Raw genomic sequence first — 21,316 nt, forward strand, 5'->3', positions numbered from 1 at the left:
ACGCCCGCGCCGTACGGCGCGAGGCGCAGGAAGGGACGGCCCCTCAGGGGGCCGGTGACCTCTGGGCGCTCAGGCTCCGCTGAGCGCCCCGGAACGTGCGGGCGGACCCCGCAACACCAGGACGTGCCGTAGTACGGCGACGGCCGGGCGGACGCGCGGCGGGCACGGCGGTACGGCGGCACTGCGTGCGGGGGCGCCGGGCGTGACGGTCACCAGCAGGAAGGGGAGGGCCAGCACGCGCGCCGCCTGCCGTGCCAGCCGCCAGGCCTGCCGTTCGCCGCGCCGCAGCCACCATGCCGACGCCAGGGCGGCCAGCAGGTGCGCCGCGGTCATGCCCAGGCTCCCGCCGCCGTCGTCCTCGGCCGCAGGCAGGGCGCCATGGTGCCCACCGTGGCCCGCGGCGAACAGCGAGTGCAGGGCGAACTGGCCCAGCAGCAGGCCGCCCAGGATCGTGGCGAGCGACCGTTCGTGCCCGGCCAGGGCCAGCGCGGCGCCCAGCACCCCGGCGAAGCCGAACGCGGCCGTCCACGGAGCCACCGGGCCGCCGGAGGCCAGGAGATGGCCGGCCGACGTCAGGAGCACGCAGACCGCCGCGAAGACCGTGGCGCGCACCAGGCGCAGCGGGGGCGGGACAGGCATGGCGTGCCCCATCCTTCCATGGCGTTCGCGGCCGGCCCATCCGGCTCCCGCGAAGATCGGAAAGCGGAAAAGCGGGGTGCGATGTCCGCGTTCGTCGCTCACCATGGAGGTGTGGGTGGCGCACGGAAGAGCAACGATCGGGTACTGCTGCGGCTCGGCGCGCAGATGGCCGAGCTGGAAGCCCTCTACGCCCACGCGCTGAGCACGCCCGATGTCCGGGAGGAGCGGCGCGCGCTGGCCGAGCTCGCCGGGGCGGGGACGCGGCTGGCCGAGCTGGCCCACGCCGTCGCCGGCGGCCTGGAGGACACCGGCCTGGAGGGCGACGGGCCCGTACGCGTCACCGGGCGGGCCATGCCGCCCGCGCACCGCGCGGCGCGCCGGCGGCGGCACGACCGGGCCGCCAAACCGCGGCGCCGCACGAAACTGGAGCGGCGGATCTCGCGCGTCACCACCACCACCGACTGGATCATCGCCCGCGCGGGCGGCTCCCCCGGGACCGCCCCGCCGCGCCGCTGAGGCCGGTCCGGCGGCCTACGATTCTGCGATGAGCGGTCTTTACGCCATCAGCGACCTGCACGTGGGATTCGCCGACAACCGGGCGTTCGTGGCGGGACTGCGGCCCCGCTCCCGGGACGACTGGCTCATCGTCGCCGGGGACGTGGCGGAGCGTTTCGCCGACGTCGAATGGGCCCTGCGCACGCTGAGCGAGACCTTCGCCAAGGTCGTCTGGGCGCCCGGCAACCACGAGCTGTGGACGCCGAAGGACGACCCGGTGCAGGCGCGCGGTGAGGACCGCTACCTGCGCCTGGTCGAGACGTGCCGCGAACTGGGCGTGCTCACCCCGGAGGATCCGTACGCGGTGTGGGAGGGCGAGGGCGGCCCGGTCACGGTCGCGCCGCTGTTCGTGCTCTATGACTACACGTTCCGGCCGGACGGCGCCTCGACCAAGGAGGAGGCGCTGAAGCTGGCGTACGACGCGGGCGTGGTGTGCACCGACGAGGTGCTCCTGCACCCCGACCCGTACCCGACCCGGGACGCCTGGTGCGACGCGCGCATCGCCTACACCGAGCGGCGCATGGCGGAGCTGGCGCCGGGGACGCGCACCGTGCTCGTCAACCACTTCCCGCTGGTCCGCGAGCCCACCCGCGTCCTGTGGTACCCGGAGTTCGCGCAGTGGTGCGGCAGCGAGCGCACCGCCGACTGGCACGTGCGGTTCGGGGCGGTGACCGTCGTGTACGGGCACCTCCACATCCCCCGGACGATGTGGAGCGACGGCGTGCGCTTCGAGGAGGTGTCGGTCGGCTACCCGCGCGAGTGGCGCAAGCGCGGCGAGCGCCCCTCCGGGCCCCGCCGCATCCTTCCGGCCGAACCCGCGGGCTGACCGCCTCCGGACACGTACGCCCCCGGACATGTACCCCGGCGACGTACGCCCCGGACACGTACCCCGGCGACGTACCCCCCGGAGACCTAGGTCCCCGGGCGGGCGGACCTTCGGCCCTCCCGGCTCGGCGCGCACGCTGATGGGCTTGGCGGGATTGGGCCGCCCGGCCCTGGGAAGGGCGTCAGGCGGACCGCCGCCAGGCGCGCCCCGAGGCCGGCGGTGCAGGACGACCGCCGCCCGAAGGGAAGCCGTGGAAGCCGTGAAGACCGCCGAAGCCGCGCGACTGAGCGACGAGGAGACCGCCGGGATCGACGCCTACTGGAGGGCGGCCAACTACCTCTCGGTAGGGCAGATCTACCTCCTGGACAACCCCCTCCTGCGGGAGCCGCTGCGGCCCGAGCACATCAAGCCGCGGCTCCTCGGCCACTGGGGGACGTCGCCGGGGCTCAACTTCTGCTACGCCCACCTCAACCGGGTCATCACGGCGCGCGACCTGGACATGATCTACGTGATGGGCCCCGGCCACGGCGGCCCGGCCGCGGTCGCGAACGCCTGGCTGGAGGGCACCTACAGCGAGGTCTACCCGCACGTCGCGCAGGACGAGGCGGGGATGGCGCGGCTGTTCCGGCAGTTCTCCTTCCCCGGAGGGGTGCCGAGCCACGTGGCTCCCGAGACCCCCGGCTCCATCCACGAAGGGGGAGAGCTCGGCTACTCCCTCGCCCACGCCTACGGCGCCGCGTTCGACAACCCCGGCCTGGTGGTGGCGTGCATCGTCGGCGACGGGGAGGCCGAGACGGGGCCGCTGGCGGCGAGCTGGCACTCCACCAAGTTCCTCGACCCGGTGCGGGACGGCGCGGTGCTGCCGATCCTCCACCTGAACGGTTACAAGATCGCCAATCCGGCGGTGCTGGCCCGGATCCCCGAGGAGGAGCTGTGCATGCTCTTCGAGGGGTACGGCTACCGCCCGCTGCTGGTGAGCGGTGACGACCCCCACTCCATGCACCGCAGGATGGCGTCCGCACTCGACCAGGCTCTCGACGAGATCGGCCGGATCCAGCGGGCGGCGCGCGCCGGCGGCGACGCGGCGCGGCGGCGCTGGCCGATGATCGTGCTGCGCACGCCGAAGGGCTGGACCGGCCCCGAAGTGGTCGACGGACTCCCGGTCGAGGGGACCTGGCGCGCCCACCAGGTCCCGCTCCCCAACGTCCGTGGCAACCCCGCGCACCTCGCCCAGCTGGAGGCGTGGCTGCGGTCGTACGGGCCCGGCGAGCTGTTCGACGCGGACGGCCGGCCGGTCGCGGCGGTGCGGGAGCGGGCGCCCCGCGGTCGGCGGCGGATGAGCGCCAACCCGCACGCCAACGGGGGAGAGCTGCTGAGGCCGCTCGTCCTGCCGGACTTCCGGGATTACGCGGTGGCGGCCGGCGAGCCGGGCACCACCGCCGCGGAGCCGACCCGCGTGCTCGGTGCGTTCCTGCGCGACGTCGTCGCCGCCAACCCGGGCAACTTCCGGATCATGGGGCCGGACGAGACCGCCTCCAACCGGCTCGGCGCGGTGTTCGAGGCCACCGACCGGGTGTTCCAGGGGGAGCTGCTGCCCACCGACGAGCACCAGGCCCGCCACGGCCAGGTGATGGAGGTGCTCAGCGAGCACCTGTGCCAAGGATGGCTGGAGGGCTACCTGCTCACCGGGCGGCACGGGGTGTTCAACAGCTACGAGGCGTTCGTCCACATCGTCGACGCCATGTTCAACCAGCACGCCAAGTGGCTGAAGGTCACCCGGGAGCTGCCCTGGCGGCGGCCGGTCGCCTCGCTGAACTACCTGCTGTCCTCGCACGTGTGGCGCCAGGACCACAACGGCTTCACCCACCAGGACCCGGGGTTCCTGGACGTGGTGATGAACAAGAAGCCGCAGATCGTCCGGGTCTACCTGCCGCCGGACGCCAACACGCTGCTGTCGGTGGCCGACCACTGCCTGCGTTCGCGCGACTACGTCAACGTCGTGGTCGCCGGAAAGCAGCCCTCCCTCACCTGGCTGTCGATGGACGAGGCCATCGCGCACTGCACCCGCGGCATCGGCATCTGGGAGTGGGCGAGCACCGGCGGCGGCGCCGACCCCGACGTCGTGCTGGCTTGCGCGGGCGACGTCCCGACCCTGGAGACGCTGGCGGCGGCCGACCTGCTGCGGCGCCACTTCCCTGACCTGCGCGTGCGGGTGGTGAACGTGGTCGACCTGATGAGGCTGCAGCCGCCCGGCGAGCATCCGCACGGGCTGCCCGACGCCGAGTTCGACGCGATCTTCACCACCGACAAGCCGATCATCTTCGCCTTCCACGGCTACCCCTACCTCGTGCACCGCCTGACCTACCGCCGCGCGGGCCACCGCAACCTGCACGTGCGCGGCTACAAGGAGGAGGGCACCACGACCACCCCGTTCGACATGGTGATGCTGAACGACCTGGACCGGTACCACCTGGTCATGGACGTCATCGACCGCGTCCCCGGGCTCGGCGGCCGGGTCGCCCCCATCCGCCAGCGGATGGCCGACCGGCGGCTGGCGCTGCGCGCCCACACCCGCGAGTACGGCGAGGACGCGCCGGAGGTCCGCGACTGGACCTGGCCCTACGGGGACGGAACCGGCGGGGGACGGCCGGACGCCGGTGAGCCCGTTCCGGGCGGTGCGGGCGGCGCGGGCGAGGAGGCGTCCTGATGCGGGTGCTCACGGTCAACCCGGGGTCGAGCAGCCTGAAGCTGAGCCTCCTGGACCCCGGCGACGCGGTGGCGTCCCGCGCGCAGATCGCCACCGGGGCCGGGGAGCGGGAGGCCGAGCAGGTCGCCGCGGCCGTGGCCCGGATGCCCGCGCCCGACGCCGTCGGGCTGCGGTTCGTGCACGGCGGGCGCGACTTCCTCGCCCCCACGCTCGTCGACGACGGGGTCGCCGGCCGGCTGCACGCGCTGGTCGAGCTGGCGCCGCTGCACCAGCCGCTGTCGCTGTACGCGCTCGGCGAGATCCGCCGGGCGCTGCCGGACGTCCCGGTGGTCGCCTGCTTCGACACCGCCTTCCACGCCGGGCTCCCGGAGGCCGCCGCGACCTACGCCCTCCCGGCCGAGTGGCGGGAGCGGTTCGGCCTGCGGCGGTACGGGTTCCACGGGCTGTCGTTCGCCCACGCCGTCCGCCGCGCCGGGGAACTGCTCGGGCCGGCCGAGGCCGGGCGGCGCATGGTGATCTGCCACCTCGGGGCGGGCGCCTCGCTGGCCGCCGTCGCCGGGGGCCGCTCGGTCGACACCACGATGGGCTTCACCCCGCTGGAGGGCCTGGTGATGGCCACCCGGGCGGGCAGCGTCGACCCGGGCCTGCCGATGTGGCTGCTGCGGCACGGGGTGCCCGCGGAGGAGATCGACGATGCCCTCGAACACCGGTCGGGGCTGCGCGGGCTGGCCGGGACCGGGGACATGCGCGTCCTCCGGGCCCGGGCGGGGCGGGGCGACGCCGTCGCCGCGTCGGCCCTGGACGTCTACCACCATCGCCTGCGCGCCTGCGCCGCCGCCATGGCCGCCTCGCTCGGCGGCCTGGACGTGCTGGTGTTCACCGGCGGCGTGGGCGAGCACGACCCGGAGGTGCGCCGCCGCGCCGCCGCCGACCTGGCCTTCCTGGGCGCGGGCGTCGACCCGTCCGCCAACGCCGCCGTGCACGGCGACGCCGAGATCACCGCGGCGGGCGCGCCGGTGCGGACCCTGGTCGTCGAGGCGAGGGAGGACCTGGAGATCGCCGCCGGGGTCCGGGCGGCGCTGCGCGAGACCGGCGCCGTCCCGCGCTGAACGGCGCCGTTCCGCGCCGAACGCGGCGGACGGGGGCGGTCCGGGACGGCGCGGAGGGCGTTCAGCGGGCGGGCGTTCAGAGGGCGCTCAGAGGACGTCCTTGACGCCCTTCCAGGCACCGTCCGGGGTACGGCGGCCGGAGATGATCTCGGGGCGGATCCGGATGTAGTGCTCGCGTTCCCCGGGCGCCCAGGGCCGCAGCGGCAGGCCCCGCAGCAGCGCCATCTCACCGGGGTCGGTGACGGCGCGGGCGTGCCCGACCACCACCACCGACCAGCCGGAACGGGCCGCCACGTCGAAGTCGTCGATCTCGAAGGCGACGATGGCGTCCCGGGCGGCGGCGGCCAGCCGGGACGAGGGGGAGGTGCGGATCACCACGTCGCCGCCCGCCAGCGTGAAGTTGACCGGCTGGACGGCGGGCAGGGCACGGTCGGTGAAGACGATGCGTCCCAGGGGGGCGTCGGCGAGCAAGGACCGGCACTCCTCGATGTCGAGGACCTCCAGTCCACCGCGGTCGAAAGGCATGGCTCCAATGTGCCGGATCCCCGCGGCCCCGGGTCAGGGGCGAAGGTCCCTAATCCGCGGGCTTTCCGGCGCCTCGCGGCACCGCGTCGCGGGCCCCGCGGCGGACCTGGAGGGAGACCCGCTTGACCACCTCGACCAGGACGTAGGAGAGGACGGCCACGGCGACGGCGCGGGCCCACGCGGCGCCGCCGAGCGGGGCCGACCCGAACACCTCGTTCATCCCCGGCACGTAGGTGTAGACCCCCTGGACCACGAGCAGCGCGAGGACGCCGGCGGCGATCCACGGGTTGCGGCGGACGCCGTGCCACAGCAGCGGCCGGTCCAGCGACAGGCAGTTGAACATGTACGTCAGCAGCGTCACCGCGAAGACGTTCACCACGACGGTGCGGGCCTCCTCCAGCGAGGCGCCGTGCGCCTGCTCCCAGTGGAAGAGGCCGAACGCGCCCGCGAGCAGGATCGACGACACCAGCATGATGCGGGCCGCCAGCGGCCCGGTCAGCAGCGGCAGCGACGGGTCGCGGGGCGGGCGGCGCATGATGTCGTCGTCGTGCGGCTCCACGGCGAACGGCAGTCCCAGCACCAGCACGGCCGTCATGTTCAGCCACAGGACCTGCACGGGCAGGATCGGCAGCTCGCCGCCGCCGAGGATGGCCGCCATCAGCACCAGCCCCAGCCCGATGTTGGCGGGCAGCGCCCAGACGATGAACTTCACCAGGTTGTCGAAGACGCCGCGGCCCTCCTCGACGGCGGCCTCGATGGAGGCGAAGTCGTCGTCGGTCAGGATCATGTCGGCCGCCTCCTTGGCGACCTCGGTGCCGCCGCGTCCCATCGCCACGCCGATGTCGGCCTGCTTGAGGGCGGGCGCGTCGTTGACCCCGTCGCCGGTCATCGCGATGACGTGCGCCCTGCTCTGCAGCGCCCGGACCAGGCGCAGCTTCTGCTCGGGGGAGACCCGGGCGAACACGGCGGTGCGCTCGACCGCCTCGGGCAGGTCGGCGGCGGGGCGGGCGGCCAGCTCGGCACCGGTCATGACGTCCCCGCGCAGCCCGATCCGGTCGCCGATGGCACGGGCCGTCGCGGCGTGGTCACCGGTGATCATCTTGACCTGGATGCCGGCGGTCCGGCAGGCGCGCACCGCGCGGGCCGCCTCCTCGCGCGGCGGGTCGTGCATGGCCTGCAACCCCAGGAACAGCGGCCGCTCCGGCGGCGCGTCCAGCCGGGACGCCTCCGGGCCGGCGTCGGCGCGGGCCAGCGCCAGCACCCGGAGCGCCTGCTCCCCGTAGGCGGCGGCCAGCTCGGCGACGGCCCGCCGGTCGAGCGGCTCGGGCCGCCCGCCGGCGCCCATCTGGGCGTCGCACATCTCCAGGATCCGTTCCACCGACCCCTTGACGTAGACGGCACCGCCCGCGTGCAGCGTGGCCATGTACCGGCGCTCGGAGCTGAACGGGATGGTGTCCAGGCGTTCGGGGACGCCGTCCGGGCCGGTGCCGGCGCCGGCCTTGGCGGCGCTGACGGCCAGGGCGCCCTCGGTGGGATCGCCGACCAGGGTCCAGCCGCGCTCGCCCTCGGTGACCCGGGCGTCGTTACAGGCCAGCCCGGCCAGCAGGCACGCGTGCAGCGCCGGGTGGCCGGCCGCGTCTACCGGGGCGCCGTCCAGGAGGATCTCGCCGCGGGGCGCGTAGCCGGTCCCGGTCACCTCGTACAGGCGCCCGCCGGCGGCGACGCCGGTGACCGTCATCTCGTTGCGGGTCAGCGTCCCGGTCTTGTCGGTGCAGATGACGGTGGTGCTGCCCAGGGTCTCCACCGCGGGCAGCCGCCGGACGATGGCGTTGCGCCGCACCATCCGGGCCACGCCGAACGCCAGGGTGATCGTCACCAGCGCGGGCAGCCCCTCGGGGATGGCGCCGACCGCGAGCGCCACCGCCGCGGTGACCATCTCCGCCACCCCCTGGCCGCGCAGGACGCCCACGGCGAACGTCACGGCGGCCAGCGCCAGGATCGCCACCGTGACCACCCGGCTGAACCGGGCGATCTTCCGGGTGAGCGGCGTCCGCACGGCCGTCGCCTGGTCGACCAGCCGGTGCACCAGCCCGATCTCGGTGGCCGCGCCGGTGGCCGTCACGATGCCGGCGCCCTGGCCGTAGGTCGCGAACGTCCCGGAGTAGGCCATGTTCCGGCGGTCGGCCAGCACGGCGTCGCCGAGCGCCGAGCCGGGGTCCTTGGCCACCGGAGCGGACTCGCCGGTGAGCGCCGACTCGTCCACCTGGAGCTCGCTCGCGCGGACCAGCCGCAGGTCGGCGGGCACCTTGTCGCCCGCCTCCAGCGTCACCAGATCGCCCCTGACCAGCGAGTCGGACGGCAGGCGCCGGGGACGCCCGTCGCGGACGACGGTGGTGACCGTGCGGGTCATCGCGGCGAGCGCGGCCAGCGCCCGTTCGGCCCGCGCCTCCTGCGCGAAGCCGACCAGGGCGTTGGCGACCACCACGCCCATGATCACGGCGGCGTCCACCCGGTCGCCCAGCAGGGCCGTAACGGCCGCCGAGACCAGCAGCACGTAGATCAGTGGGCTGTGGAACTGGAGCAGGAAACGCGTCAGCGGGCCGCGCCGCCGCGCCGCGGGCAGCGCGTTGGGCCCCTCGCGTTCCAGGCGCGCCGCGGCCTCCCCGGAGGTGAGCCCGCGCCCGGGGTCGGTGCCCAGCTCCTCCGCGACCTGGGCGGAGGTCCGCCGGTACGGCGGGGCGGGGACGGCGGGGGCGCCGGTCATCGCGGTCGCCGGTCCCGCGCCCGCGCCCGTTCGCCGGGCCCGGGCGGGGAACCCGGCAGGACGGGCTCGATCCGGTACAGCGACGGCATGCCCGAGCGCTGCTCGCCCTTGTCGAGCGGTACGCCCGCCAGCTCGCCGATGATGTCGTAGGCGGTGACCAGGCCCACCAGCGCGCCGTCGTCGTTGGTCACCGCGACGTAGTCGGTGCCCGACTCCAGCATCGACCGGGCGGCGGCGGGGACGGGGTCGGCAGGCCGTACGGCGGTCCTGTCCCGCTCGGCCAGCAGGTCGGTCACGGGACGGCGTGCCCGGCGCGGGCCCCCGGAGTCCCACAGGGCGGTGAGCGTCTGGGCGTCCACGACCCCCAGGAACCCGCCCTCGTCGTCGACCACCGGGAGGTGGTGGACGCCCGCCTTGCACATCAGCTCCCAGGCCATCAGCACCGACTCCTCGGCCGCGATGGTGAGCAGGTCGGCCGTCATCAGCTCGGCCACGGTCCGCCGCTCCAGCGGTACCTGCGGGGTCATGGCTGCCTCCTGGGAGATCTCGGGGCGACGGTCACCCATCATCGGCCCGCTTCCGCCTCCGGCCGTAGAGACGGTGGTCATCCGCTTTCGGGCCGTTGGTCCCTAGGGCGCGGCCGTGGCGGGGGATGGGATGGAGACAGCGGCCAGCGGCGTCAGCCCGCGGCCGGAGCCCGCGGGGGGAGGAAGACGATGGCGGCCGGGTCGTTCGTTCTCGTCGGTTACGACGGGTCCCGCGAGAGCGAGGACGCCCTGCGCTGGGGCGTGGGCGAGGCGATCCTGCGCGGTACGTCCCTGACCCTCTGCCACGCGTGGCGCTGGCCGTACCCGGTGGCCTACGTCGACTACGAGGGCGTGGAGATCGTCAAGCGGACGGGGGAGCGGCTGCTCGACCACGGGGTGCGGCTGGCCCGGGGGATGGCCCCCGGCCTGGAGGTGCGCCGGCGGCTGCTGGACGGTCCCGCCTACGCGGCGCTCCTGCACGAGGCCCATGACGCGGACCTGCTCGTGGTGGGCTCGCACGGGCGGGGCGAGGTGTCGGTGGGATCGACGGCGCTGCGGCTTCCGGCCCGGGCCCGCAGCCCGGTCGTGGTGGTGCGCGGGAGCACCCGCGCCGAGTACGGCGAGGTGGTCGTGGGCGCCGACGGGTCGGCGGGGGGAGAGGCGGCGCTGGCCTTCGGTTTCGAGGAGGCGGCGATGCGCGGCTGGCGGCTGCGCGCGGTGTTCGGCTGCTGGGAGCCCAGCGCGGCGTCGGAGGACGACCTCTCCCTGTTCGCCGACGAGGACGAGCTGGGCCGGGTGTGCGGAGACCGGCTGGACCGGGCCGTCGCGCCGTGGCGGGACAGCTACCCGGACGTGGACGCGCTCGCGACGCTGCGGCTCTGCGCCCCCCGCGAGGCGCTGTTCGAGGCGGCGCGGCAGGCCGACCTGGTGGTGGTCGGCAACCGGGGCGTCGCGGGACTGGACCCGCTGATGATGGGGGCGACCAGCGGCGCGCTGCTGCAGCACGCCCCGTGCGCGGTCGCCATCGTCCAACCCGTCCGGCGAGGGGATGAGGGCCCATGACCGGCGTGACCGCCGTCGACCTGGACCGGGAGCCGTTCTTCGAGGGCATGTCGGAGCCGAGCCTGCACCGGCTGGCGAGTGCGGCGCACCCCGTGGACTTCCCCGCGGGACGCCGGATGTTCGAGGAGGGCGGCACCGCGGACCGGTTCTGGGTCGTCCGGGAGGGGACGGTGGAGCTCGACCTGCACGTCCCCGGCCGCGGCCTGGTGATCATCGAGACGTTCGGGCCCGGCTCGGTGCTGGGCTGGTCCTGGCTGTACGCCCCGTACCGGTGGCGCTTCGGGGCCCGCACCTCCGGGGAGGTCCGCGCGATCGAGTTCGACGGGCGCCTGGTCCGCGCGATCTGCGCGGTCGACCACGCCATGGCCTACGAGCTGTCCCGCAGGTTCACCGAGGTCATCGTGGACCGGCTGCAGGCCACCCGGATGCGCCTGCTGGACCTGTACGCGGCCCCCTGGGAGCGCCGCTGGGCCCCGGACGGGCCGCACGCGAAATGAGCGTTGTGGGCTGAGTTGATGCTACCCGCCGGGTAACCTGCTGTACCGATCCCGGCGTGGGCCGGGATGTCTGGTCGGCTCCAGCCGATCCGTCTCCCCGGGGGGTGCCGCGAGCGCGTGGTGAATCGGCGCTTGGCGCACAGGGCGCGGGCGCGGGTGACGCTCTCCTTCCTGAGCCGGTTCCAGCATCCGGCGCAGGTGGTCGTCAGCGGCTTCCTGCTGGCGATCGTGATCGGCACCGGCCTGCTGTCACTGCCCGCCACCACGGAGTCGGGCGAGCGCCCGCGCTTCTCCGACGCCCTCTTCACGGCGACCTCGGCCGTGTGCGTCACCGGGCTGGCGTCGGTGGACACCGGGACGCACTGGTCGGTGTTCGGCCACGTGGTCATCGCCGTGCTGGTCCAGGTCGGCGGCCTGGGCATCATGACCCTGGCCACCCTGTTCGCCGTGGTGGTCTCGGGCCGGGTGGGACTGCGCGCCCGGCTGGCGGTGGCGGCGGAGACCAAGACGCTGCGGGTGGCCGACGTGCGCCGGCTGGTGCGCAACGTGGTGATCTTCAGCCTGGTGTGCGAGGCGGTCGCGGCGGCGGTGCTGACCGCCCGGTTCGCCGTCGCCTACGAACAGCCGCTCGCGCGGGCGCTCTACTGGGGCCTGTTCCACGCGGTCTCGGCGTTCAACAACGCCGGGTTCGCGCTGTGGCCCGACAGCCTGACGCGGTTCGCGGCCGATCCCTGGATCACCCTGACGGCGGCGGCCGCGGTGATCGTGGGCGGGCTGGGCTTCCCGGTGGTGTTCGAGCTGGCCCGCGGCTGGCGGCGGCCCCGGACGTGGTCGGTGCTGACCCGGCTGACGCTGATGGTGACCGCCGTCCTGCTGGGCGCCGGCACGGTCATCATGACCTTCAGCGAGTGGGACAACCCGCGGACGCTGGGGGCCCTGCCCGACGGCCGGGCCCGGCTGCTGGCGGGGTTCTTCGCCGCGGTGATGCCGCGCAGCGGCGGCTTCAACAGCGTCGACGTCGGGCAGATGCGCCCGGAGACCTGGCTGGTCACCGACGTGCTGATGTTCATCGGCGGCGGCAGCGCGGGCACCGCGGGCGGGATCAAGGTGACCACGTTCGGGCTGCTGGCCTTCGTCATCTGGGCCGAGCTGCGCGGCGAGGCCCGGGTGAACGTGGGGCACCGGAGGGTGCCCGAGGGGACGCAGCGGCAGGCGGTCGCGATCGCGCTGATGGCGGTCGGGCTGGTGGTGGCCGGCACCTTCGTGCTGCTGGTCATGACCGAGCACACCCTGGACCGGGTGCTGTTCGAGGTGATCTCCGCGTTCGCCACGGTGGGGCTGTCGACCGGGATCACCGCCGACCTGCCGCCCGCCGCGCACGTGATCATGGTGGTGCTGATGTTCGTGGGAAGGATCGGTCCCCTCACCCTGGGGACCGCGCTGGCGCTGCGGGAACGGACCCGCCGCTACGAGCTGCCGGAGGAGCGACCCATCGTTGGCTGACATCGAAAACGACCCGGTGGTGGTGGTCGGGCTCGGCAGGTTCGGCACCTCGCTGGCCCTGGAACTGGCCAGGCGCGGCACCGAGGTGCTGGCCATCGACAAGCGGTCCAAGATCGTGCAGAGCCTGTCCGGCAGGCTGACCCACATCGTCGCCGCCGACGCCACCGACATCGACACCCTCCGCGAGCTGGGCGTCGCCGAGTTCTACCGCGCGGTGGTGGCGATCGGCGGCGACCTGGAGGCCAGCATCCTGTCCACCGCGCTGCTGGTGGAGCTGGGCATCGACGACATCTGGACCAAGGCGGTCAGCCGCCAGCACGCCCGGATCCTGGAGCGGATCGGCGCCCACCACATCGTGCTCCCCGAGCAGGACATGGGCGAGCGCGTCGCGCACCTGGTCAGCGGCCGGATGCTCGACTACGTCGAGGTGGACGACAACTTCGCGCTGGTGAAGACCCGCCCGCCCAGGGAGATCGTCGGCACGCCGCTCGGCGACACCCGGCTGCGCAGCAAGCACGGCGTCACGGTCGTGTGCGTCAAGCGGCCCGATGAGGACTTCACCTACGCCTCGGCCGACACGGTCCTGGAGTACGGGGACGTCATCCTCGTCGCCGGGCCCATCGCCAAGGTGGAACGCTTCGCCGAACGCGCCTGACCGGCCGGGCCTGACCGGGCCGGGCAGGCCAGGGCGACCGTCCGAGGCGGGCGATCCGGGCCGGGCGATCCGGGTCAGGCGATCCGCTGCGAGTCGGCGGCCTCGGGGCGCAGGTCGGCGAGGGTCAGCCGGTGCGCGGGCTCCTCGGGCAGCACCGTCCGCACCGTCACCTCCAGGCCCGGCCCGGCGTGCAGCAGCTCGCCGGGTTCCAGCGGGTGCCAGCCGGGATGGTCGTCCATCCGCTCGCTCGCGACCACGAGCGCGGGGGCGCGGGCCAGGTCGCCGGAGCGGACGCGCAGGTGGCCGCCGGAGCCGGCGTGGTCGAGGTGGCGGTCGCCGTGATGCCCGCCCCGGGGGCGCCGGAGCGCGTACAGCTCGTGGGTGCCGGGGTAGCGCAGGGCCCAGAGCTCCTCCCGGGTGATGAGGATGAGGTTGAGCGAGTACACGGGCAGGTTCCGGGCGACCCAGCGCGCGGCGGACTCGATGCCCGCGGCGACGCCTCCGTGCGCCCTGATCTCCCGGGTGATCAGGGCGAAGAAGCGTTCGGAGTCGGTGCCGCCGCGGACGAGGGACCGGTCGTCGCCGAGCTCGGCGTCGAGCGCGTCCAGGTCCTCGATCACGCCGTTGTGGGCGAACAGCCGTCCCTCCTGCTCGAACGGGTGGGTGTTGGCGAGGTTCAGCCCGCCGGTGGAGGCGAAACGGAGATGGGCGAGGAACGTCTCGGACAGCACCTCCCTGGCCTCCAGGGCGAAGGACCGGTCCTCGTACGCGGCGATGGGGGCCTTGTGGACCCGCGGCGTGCCGTCGGCGTCGAAGAAGCCGAGCCCGGTCCCGTCGGGATCGCGATGGCTCTGGTCGCGCAGGCTGTCCGGCGCGTCGAGCAACCAGAACGTGGCGCGCGTCCGCCGGGTGCCGCTCAGGCCGAACAGCCGGCACATGCCCGTGGTCTCCTTTCCTCGGACGCCCGCGGCACGGGCCCGGGCGGGTCGGGCGGCTCAGCCACGGCCGGGCCGCCGGGGGTGCCTGGTCTCGGCGCCGTGCGCGAAGACGCCCGCGTCCCGCGCGCCGCGCCGCGGCCCCGGCTGGCGTTCCAGGCGGGGCAGGATCCGGCGGAGGTCGTCCAGCAGCAGGTCGGCCAGGTCGTGGCTGAACCCGTTGCGGACGACGATCCGCAGCACCTCCAGGTCCGTGCGGTTCTCGGGGAAGGTGTAGGCGGGCACGAGCCAGCCGCGCTCCCGGAGCGCGCCGGAGACGTCGAAGACCCCGAAGCCGGCCGCCTCCTCCCGTACCCGGAACGCGAACACCGGGGCCTCGCCGCCGTCGGTGATCAGCTCGAACGGGCCGAGCCCGGCGATCTCGCCCGCGAGGCGGGTGGCCACGTCCCGGCACGTCCGCTGGACCCTGCGGTAGCCCTCGAACCCCAGCCGCAGGAAGTTGTAGTACTGCGCGACCACCTGGGCGCCCGGGCGGGAGAAGTTCAGCGCGAAGGTGGGCATGTCCCCGCCGAGGTAGTTGACGTGGAAGACCAAGTCGTCGGGCAGCGCGCCGGCGTCCCGCCACAGCGCCCACCCGACCCCGGGCATGACCAGCCCGTACTTGTGCCCGGAGGTGTTGATCGACGCGACCCGCGGCAGGCGGAAGTCCCATTCCAGGTCGGGGTCGAGGAACGGGGCGATCATGGCGCCGGAGGCGCCGTCCACGTGGACGGGCACGTCGAGCCCCGTCCGCGCCCGCAGGTCGTCCAGCGCCGCGGCGATCCCGGCGACCGGCTCGTAACTGCCGTCGAACGTCGATCCCAGGACCGCGACCACGCCGATGGTGTTCTCGTCGCACCGCTCGACCGCCGTCTCGGGGCTCAGGTGGTACCGGTCGCCCTCCATGGGCACGTAGCGGGGCTCGACCTCGAAGTAGTCGGCGAACTTCTCCCAGCAGACCTGGACGTTGATGCCCATCACCAGGTTGGGGCGGCCCTCGGGCGCGCCCTCCGCCCGGCGCCGGTGCTGCCAGCGCCGCTTGAGGGCCAGGCCGGCCAGCATCGCGGCCTCGCTCGACCCGGTGGTCGAGCAGCCCATCACCTCGTGCGGCCGCTCGGCGTGCCACAGCCGGGCGAGCATCCGCACGCACCGCTCCTCCAGCTCCGCGGTCTGCGGGTACTCGTCCTTGTCGATCATGTTCTTGGCCGCGCACTCGGCCATCAGCGCGCGCGCCCGGGGCTCGGCCCAGGTGGTGACGAAGGTGGCCAGGTTCAGCCGGGCGTTGCCGTCCAGCATCAGCTCGTCGTGGATCATCTGGTAGGCGACGTCCGGGGCCGTCTCCCGGGCCGGGAGGGCGTACCGGGGGACCCTGACGGGCTCGCGGCTGAAGATCGGGTTCGCCTCGAGGTCCCTGCCGTCGCCGCCGTCGTGCCGGGGAGGCATCAAGGGCATCGATCGCCACCTCCCCAGGATCCCGGCCGTCCCGCCGATTCCTGGGTGTACCCGCCGCGAGGTAATCGGGTCGTCAGCGGGCACCGAAGGAATGCCAAGGCACCCGGCGCCGGGGCGGGCGGTGCCCGGGCCCCGGCCGGGCGGGCCCCTTCACGAGAGAGCGTGCCAGGCCGTGTCGAGCGTCGCGCGGAACCCGTCCACCTGCCGCGGGGTCAGCTCGCCGATCATGCGTTCCTCCAGGCGCCGGACGGGTTCGGCGCAGGCGGCGAGCAGGTCGCGGCCGGCGGGGGTGAGGAGGATGAGCAGCTCGCGCCGGTTGGCGGGGTTGCGCTCGCGCCGGACGAGGCCGCGGTCCTCCAGGGCGCGGACCATGTCGGCCATCGACTGGGCGGTGACGAACGAGGCGCGGGCGAGCTGGGCCGCCGACAGGCCGTCATGCCGTTCCAGAACGGTGAGGGCCGTGTACTGCAGCGCGGTGACGCCCGCCGGGCGGACGATCTCGTCCAGGCGCGAGCGGACGGCGAGCTCCACCCGCTTGACCATGTAGAGCAGCGACGGCGGTGCCTTGGCGTCGCCCGCCGGCGCGCGTCCCGCCGGAGTGGTCGTCATCGGCTCGCTCCCTGTTCACCGGACGTTCGGCGTGCGGCCGTCACGAGGACCCGGCCCCGGGCCAGGGTAGGTCTTTGACAGGAAACCTGTCTCTGAGCCACACTGAATTCCGCCAGGATTCCTGTTGATTTCGGCCCCTCATCACGTGCTTACCCGGGAATCGCCGCGGACAGGCGGGGGCGCCGAGCCCGAGACCCACGGCTTCCCGGCGCCCAAGGTTCCGGGGGCCTGAGATGAGCGCACCGACCATGGACGTTGAACGGCTGACCGCGATCGACGTGCACACCCACGCGGAGATCTCCAAGGACGGCCACCGGTCACTGAGCCCCCGGCTGTTCGGCGCCTCGGAGAAGTACTTCAAGGCGCAGGGGCACCGGCAGCCCACGATCGACGAGATGGCCGGGTACTACCGCGAGCGGCGGATGGCCGCGGTGGTGTTCACCGTCGACGCCGAGCACGCGACCGGATGGCCGCGGATCGCCAACGAGGAGGTCGCCGAGAGCTGCGCGGCCCACCCCGACGTGCTGATCCCGTTCGCCAGCGTGGATCCCTGGAAGGGCAGGGCGGGCGTACGGGAGGCGCGCAGGCTCGTCGAGGAGCACGGGGTGCGCGGGTTCAAGTTCCACCCCAGCATCCAGGGGTTCGCGCCGAACGACCCGATGGCCTACCCGCTCTACGAGGTGATCGAGGAACTGGGCGTCCCCGCGCTGTTCCACACCGGCCAGACCGGGATCGGGGCGGGCGTGCCCGGCGGCGGGGGCATCCGGCTGAAGTACTCCGACCCCATGCTGGTCGACGACGTCGCGGTGGACTTCCCCGAGCTGCGGATCATCCTGGCGCACCCGTCCTTCCCCTGGCAGGACGAGGCGCTGGCGGTGGCCACGCACAAGCCGTACGTCCACATCGACCTGTCGGGGTGGTCGCCCAAGTACTTCCCGCCGCAGCTCGTGCGGTACGCCAACAGCCTGCTCAAGGACAAGGTGCTGTTCGGGCCCGACTACCCGGTCATCACCCCCGACCGGTGGCTGGCCGACTTCGCCGAGCTCGACATCAAGCCCGAGGTCCGCCCGAGGATCCTCAAGGACAACGCCGCGCGCCTGCTCGGCCTCACCTGAACCGCCCGGCGGCGCGGGGCGCCGCCGGGACGTCCCTCAGCGTTCGCGGACCAGCAGCGGCTGGGCGACCTCGCCCAGGTGGCCTTCGGAGTCGCACAGGGTGGCCTGGGCGAGCCCGATGCCGTCGGGGGCCAGGTGGGTGCGGCAGTCCATGTGGACCCACTCGCCCTCCGGGACGCGCAGCAGGGTGGTGGTCATGGACGGCGGGATGGACAGCCACTCGTGGAACGGCAGGACCGCCGACAGGCCGTTGGCCGAGTCCGCGACGACCAGGGTCCGGGCCAGGCCGGTCATGTCCTCGCCCGCGACCAGCGGGACGCGGACCCGCGTCCACACCCGCGCCAGACCCGGGGTGCCGTGGCCCCCTTCGCTGAAACGCCACTCGACGGCCTCGCCGTAGCCCCACCCCTCCAGTTCGGGTGCGGGCTCCGGGCTGGTCACGGTCTCCGGCGGCGCGGGCGGCGCGATCCGCTCGCCGGTCACGGGGGGCGGCGGGCCGGTCGCGATGTGCCAGGCCCGCGCGGTCACCGCGGTCCGGCCGTCGACGACCATCCGCGCCTCGGAGAGGGACACCAGCCTGCCCGGCTTGACGGGGGAGACCTCGATCCGGACCTCGCGGCGCGGGATCGGGCCGAGGAAGTCCACCGAGATCCGGGCCAGGCGCAGGCCGGGACCGGCCGTCGCGTCGATCGCGTGGGCCAGCAGCGCCGTGGGCGGTCCGCCGTGCTGGGAGCCGGAGTCCCAGGGGCTCTCGGTCGCGCGGGTCGGCTCGTACCGGTCGGCGCCGGCCGGCAGGTAGAAGGCGTCGGGCAAGTCGCTCATGCCCCAATCCTGCTGCAGGACCGGGACGTTCCCGGCAGCGGGGCGGCCCGGCGGGCCGGCCGACGCGGGAGGGGCACGGAGCCGGCGCGCGAGCGGAGCCGGCGTGGGAGCGGAGCCGGCGCGGGGTCAGAGCCGCATGTACACCCGGACGGTGGTGCCCTCGGGGCCGGTGTGCACGCGGACCAGATCCGCGAGGTGGTTGACCATGAGCACGCCGCGCCCGCCGCCGGTCCCCAGGCCCGCGGGCCGGCGGCCGACCAGCGGGTCGGTGATCAGCCCCGCGTCGCGGACCTCGCAGACGACGTGGCCGTCCTCGGACCAGATCCGCAGGACCCCGGTGCCGCCGCCGTGCAGGGCCGAGTTGGCGGCCAGCTCGTTGACGGCCAGCTCCAGGTCACCGGCCCGGACCCGGCCGAGGCCGAGGGCGGCGCCCCGGCGGCACGCCAGCTCCCGGACCTCGGGGATGCGCGCGTGGTCGAAGGAGGTCGCCTCGATGTCGGGACGCTCGGGCAGGGGGCGGTTGCACAGCCGCAGCACCCGGGCGGGCGCGTACTCCGAGCTCGGGTGCTCCCCGGCGTGGTCGACGACCACCGGGTGGGTGGCCCGCGCGTCGGCCAGGATCTCGCGGTCCAGGCCGGCGACGTCGTACGGGCACACGATGGTGGCCCGCCGCCCCTCGAAGGCGAGGTTGATCAGGGCCTCGTGCTGGAGGCAGGCCGGGTACTCCGCCGGCGACCGGCCCGGCCAGACCGGCTCGCCGACGATCCGTACCCGGTCCCGGGAGTGCCGGTCGGCGAACGCGCGCAGCACGCCCGGGATGATGCGGCCGGGGTTGCGGCCGGCCTCGGACATGTCGATCCACGTCACCGGCGCGCCGTCCGGGCCCGCGGCCCGGCGCACCGCGCCGCGCAGCTGCTCCAGCCGCGGCGCGGGGACGGCGACGGCGACGGGTTCGTCCGCGTCGCGGCCACCGAGGATGAACGGCACCACGCCGCGCAGGTACTCGTCGTCGTCGCGGTAGAAGAAGGCCGGATGCGCGAACGCGTTCCCGTCCGGGGCGGAGGTCACGACGTTCACGAAACGCTCACCCCGCGTGCCCGCACCATCGAGGGGCGGATGGTGCAGCGCCATGCGTTCCCCCCTTGCGTCCGTCTTCTGCTGATCCTGTGCCGATCCGCCGGCGCCGCCGGTCCGCCGCTACGGTCCTCCCGACGGCTACCCGCCCGAGGTCCCCGAAAACGGGCGCCGAACGAAGAGCTCGCAGGCCCGGGCCACCCGGTGGAGATCATCACCGATGAGATCCCCCGTGCACCACCGCGGCGTCCACGACGTCGGTGAGCCGCTCGCGGCGCCGGAAGGCGGCCCGCTGCCGCTGCGCGCCGGTGCCGCACTCCAGCAGCTCCCGCATCCCGGCGGCGGCGCGGTCGGCGTCCCCGGTCTCGGCGAGGGCGGGCCGCACGTGCGCCATCAGATCCCCGGCCAGGTCGCGGAACGCGGCCGGACGGCCGGTGCGCACGTCGACCCCGGCGCCCGCGAGCCCGTTGCGGGCGGCCAGCCAGTACGCGGCCCGCAGCAGCTCCGGCGCGGGGTCGGGCGCCGGCTCCCCGGCCTCGACCGCGGCCAGCGAGACCTGCACCAGCGCGCGGGTGAGCGCCGCGAACAGCACCGCCTCCCGGGTGGTCATCGCCACGTCGCCGAGCCTGACCTCGATCGTGGGCAGCCGCGCCGACGGCCGGACGTCCCAGAAGATGGTCCCGGTGTCCATCAGCGCCCCGCAGCCCAGCAGGGTCCCCACCAGGTCCTCGTAGTGCGCCAGCGACTCGAAGAACGGCGGCGGGCCGGCCACCGGCCAGCGCGCCCAGGTCAGCACCCGCCAGCAGTCGTGGCCGGTGTCGCGTCCCGCCCAGTACGGGGAGTTGCCCGACAGCGCCACCAGCGTCGGCAGCCAGGGCCGCAGATGGTTGCTCACCAGCACGGCCCGCTCCGGATCGGGCATCTCGACGTGCACGTGGCAGGAGCAGATGCACTGCTCGTCGTCCAGGGCGCGGAACGTGGCCAGGCTCTCGGCGTACCGGGCGCCGGCGCTGATCGGCGGCGGGACCAGCTCGCCCAGCACCGGGGTGCCGGTGGCGATCAGGCGGACCCCCTCCTCGGCGGCGGCGGAGGCCATCGCGGCCCGCATCTCCCGGATCTGCTCCTCCAGCTTGCCCAGGTCGTCGCAGGGGGAGGTCTTGGCCTCGGCCAGGAACGCGATCAGCTCCGTCGAGGCCCGGTCGCCCAGCGCGGCCGACGCCCGCTCGACCACAGCGGGCGCGCGGGCGACGACCATCCGCGAGCCGGGGTCGGCCACGAAGTACTCTTCCTCGACTCCGAACCTGAGGGCCATCCCACCACCTCGTGCTCGGGAGCGTCGAAGGCCGTGCGTCGGTGCGGTGATTACGACGTTACGTGGTGGCGGGACGGTTCGCACGTTCCGGATCCGGGCACCGCACGGCCGCCGCCCCGGAGCGGTGCCCCGGGGCGGCGGCCGGTGTGCGTTCTCCCGGTTCAGGGGCCGGGATCGACGAAGTACATCGACAGCGCGACCACGTGGGAGATCACCACGACCGCGAGGCCGAAGAAGAACAGCATTCTGGCGGGGCCGTGCTCGAAGTAACGGCCGCGCCGCATCGGCCCCCGCTCGCGCTGCCGGGCGGCGATCCGCTCCTCGAGCGGGGGCCGGCCGAACGGGTTCACGGCGTCACTGCTGCGGCTCGTCGACGATGACGTCGCTCATGATGTCCACGACCCAGCTCAGCACGCCGCCGAGCGCGATGATCGCCGCGCCCGCCCAGAACACCGGCCAGTTCGGTCCCAGGGTCAGCGCCACGCCGCCCACGGTGAAACCGATGAAGATCACGGCCACGGCGACCCAGGACTTCGGCCGTCCCGCGTGGCTGCCAGTCGACATGCGTACTTCCCTACCGTTCCGTCGG

Annotated in this window: 21 protein-coding genes; 9 read left to right on the top strand and 12 right to left on the bottom strand. The window is 74.3% G+C overall.

Features of this window, described 5'->3' with window-relative positions:
* Positions 1-69: 69 nt before the first annotated feature.
* Entirely contained in the window at positions 70-639 is a 570-nt protein-coding gene (locus tag IW256_RS16650) for a hypothetical protein (protein ID WP_197011857.1), read from the bottom strand.
* Between the two features lie 111 nt (positions 640-750).
* Here IW256_RS16650 and IW256_RS16655 point away from each other — a divergent pair, with 111 nt between their 5' ends.
* The 4 genes from IW256_RS16655 (at position 751) to IW256_RS16670 (ending at position 5,836) form a co-directional block, all read left to right on the top strand.
* Positions 751-1,155 (top strand): hypothetical protein, encoded by a 405-nt coding sequence (locus tag IW256_RS16655; protein WP_197011858.1) that lies wholly within the window; start codon positions 751-753, stop codon positions 1,153-1,155.
* A gap of 28 nt (positions 1,156-1,183) precedes the next feature.
* The gene (locus tag IW256_RS16660; protein WP_197011859.1) at positions 1,184-2,020 is read left to right on the top strand and encodes a metallophosphoesterase family protein; all 837 of its coding nucleotides are present in this window, start codon (positions 1,184-1,186) and stop codon (positions 2,018-2,020) included.
* A gap of 259 nt (positions 2,021-2,279) precedes the next feature.
* Entirely contained in the window at positions 2,280-4,727 is a 2,448-nt protein-coding gene (locus tag IW256_RS16665; protein ID WP_307828912.1) for a phosphoketolase family protein, read from the top strand.
* Positions 4,727-5,836: an acetate/propionate family kinase gene (locus IW256_RS16670; protein ID WP_197011861.1), complete on the top strand. Its 1,110-nt coding sequence runs from the start codon at positions 4,727-4,729 to the stop codon at positions 5,834-5,836. The genes IW256_RS16665 and IW256_RS16670 overlap by 1 nt, the downstream gene beginning before the upstream one ends.
* Before the next feature lie 87 nt (positions 5,837-5,923).
* Here IW256_RS16670 and IW256_RS16675 read toward each other — a convergent pair whose 3' ends face one another.
* Genes IW256_RS16675 through IW256_RS16685 form a run of 3 tightly spaced genes read right to left on the bottom strand, consistent with a single transcriptional unit; the run spans position 5,924 to position 9,652 of the window.
* Entirely contained in the window at positions 5,924-6,361 is a 438-nt protein-coding gene (locus IW256_RS16675) for a pyridoxamine 5'-phosphate oxidase family protein (protein ID WP_197011862.1), read from the bottom strand.
* 49 nt (positions 6,362-6,410) lie between these two features.
* Positions 6,411-9,125, bottom strand: a complete 2,715-nt coding sequence (locus IW256_RS16680) for an HAD-IC family P-type ATPase (RefSeq protein ID WP_197011863.1) — start codon at positions 9,123-9,125, stop codon at positions 6,411-6,413.
* Positions 9,122-9,652, bottom strand: a complete 531-nt coding sequence (locus IW256_RS16685) for a CBS domain-containing protein (protein ID WP_197011864.1) — start codon at positions 9,650-9,652, stop codon at positions 9,122-9,124. The genes IW256_RS16680 and IW256_RS16685 overlap by 4 nt, the downstream gene beginning before the upstream one ends.
* A gap of 189 nt (positions 9,653-9,841) precedes the next feature.
* Between IW256_RS16685 and IW256_RS16690 the strand changes: the two genes are divergently transcribed.
* From IW256_RS16690 to IW256_RS16705, 4 genes are all read left to right on the top strand, one after another.
* Positions 9,842-10,714 (top strand): universal stress protein, encoded by an 873-nt coding sequence (locus IW256_RS16690; RefSeq protein ID WP_197011865.1) that lies wholly within the window; start codon positions 9,842-9,844, stop codon positions 10,712-10,714.
* The gene (locus tag IW256_RS16695) at positions 10,711-11,211 is read left to right on the top strand and encodes a cyclic nucleotide-binding domain-containing protein (RefSeq protein ID WP_197011866.1); all 501 of its coding nucleotides are present in this window, start codon (positions 10,711-10,713) and stop codon (positions 11,209-11,211) included. The genes IW256_RS16690 and IW256_RS16695 overlap by 4 nt, the downstream gene beginning before the upstream one ends.
* Positions 11,212-11,343: 132 nt before the next feature.
* Entirely contained in the window at positions 11,344-12,714 is a 1,371-nt protein-coding gene (locus IW256_RS16700; RefSeq protein WP_231403814.1) for a TrkH family potassium uptake protein, read from the top strand.
* On the top strand, positions 12,707-13,369 hold the full coding sequence (locus tag IW256_RS16705; RefSeq protein ID WP_197011868.1) for a potassium channel family protein: 663 nt from the start codon (positions 12,707-12,709) through the stop codon (positions 13,367-13,369). The genes IW256_RS16700 and IW256_RS16705 overlap by 8 nt, the downstream gene beginning before the upstream one ends.
* A gap of 74 nt (positions 13,370-13,443) precedes the next feature.
* Here the strand turns inward: IW256_RS16705 and IW256_RS16710 are convergent, their stop codons facing one another.
* The 3 genes from IW256_RS16710 to IW256_RS16720 form a co-directional block, all read right to left on the bottom strand.
* Positions 13,444-14,307 (bottom strand): class II glutamine amidotransferase, encoded by an 864-nt coding sequence (locus IW256_RS16710; protein WP_197011869.1) that lies wholly within the window; start codon positions 14,305-14,307, stop codon positions 13,444-13,446.
* A gap of 57 nt (positions 14,308-14,364) precedes the next feature.
* A complete protein-coding gene (gad, locus tag IW256_RS16715; protein WP_231403815.1) occupies positions 14,365-15,795 on the bottom strand; it encodes a glutamate decarboxylase in 1,431 nt (476 codons plus the stop codon).
* Between the two features lie 150 nt (positions 15,796-15,945).
* Entirely contained in the window at positions 15,946-16,404 is a 459-nt protein-coding gene (locus IW256_RS16720; protein WP_197011870.1) for a MarR family winged helix-turn-helix transcriptional regulator, read from the bottom strand.
* 233 nt (positions 16,405-16,637) lie between these two features.
* On the opposite strand from IW256_RS16720, the gene IW256_RS16725 reads away from it, so the two are divergent.
* Complete coding sequence (locus IW256_RS16725; RefSeq protein WP_269217938.1) at positions 16,638-17,519, top strand: amidohydrolase family protein; 882 nt, start codon at positions 16,638-16,640, stop codon at positions 17,517-17,519.
* 36 nt (positions 17,520-17,555) lie between these two features.
* On the opposite strand, the gene IW256_RS16730 is transcribed toward IW256_RS16725, so the two are convergent.
* From IW256_RS16730 to IW256_RS16750, 5 genes are all read right to left on the bottom strand, one after another.
* On the bottom strand, positions 17,556-18,341 hold the full coding sequence (locus tag IW256_RS16730) for a thioesterase family protein (protein WP_197011871.1): 786 nt from the start codon (positions 18,339-18,341) through the stop codon (positions 17,556-17,558).
* A gap of 126 nt (positions 18,342-18,467) precedes the next feature.
* Positions 18,468-19,472, bottom strand: coding sequence for a sensor histidine kinase (locus tag IW256_RS16735; protein ID WP_197011872.1), 1,005 nt, complete (start codon positions 19,470-19,472; stop codon positions 18,468-18,470).
* A 157-nt stretch (positions 19,473-19,629) separates the two neighbouring features.
* Positions 19,630-20,727, bottom strand: a complete 1,098-nt coding sequence (locus tag IW256_RS16740) for a carboxylate-amine ligase (RefSeq protein WP_197011873.1) — start codon at positions 20,725-20,727, stop codon at positions 19,630-19,632.
* 161 nt (positions 20,728-20,888) lie between these two features.
* The gene (locus IW256_RS16745) at positions 20,889-21,077 is read right to left on the bottom strand and encodes a hypothetical protein (protein ID WP_197011874.1); all 189 of its coding nucleotides are present in this window, start codon (positions 21,075-21,077) and stop codon (positions 20,889-20,891) included.
* A gap of 4 nt (positions 21,078-21,081) precedes the next feature.
* On the bottom strand, positions 21,082-21,291 hold the full coding sequence (locus tag IW256_RS16750; RefSeq protein WP_197011875.1) for an HGxxPAAW family protein: 210 nt from the start codon (positions 21,289-21,291) through the stop codon (positions 21,082-21,084).
* Between the last annotated feature and the right edge of the window lie 25 nt (positions 21,292-21,316).

The sequence above is a fragment of the Actinomadura viridis genome, assembly GCF_015751755.1.
Lineage (GTDB): Bacteria > Actinomycetota > Actinomycetes > Streptosporangiales > Streptosporangiaceae > Spirillospora > Spirillospora viridis.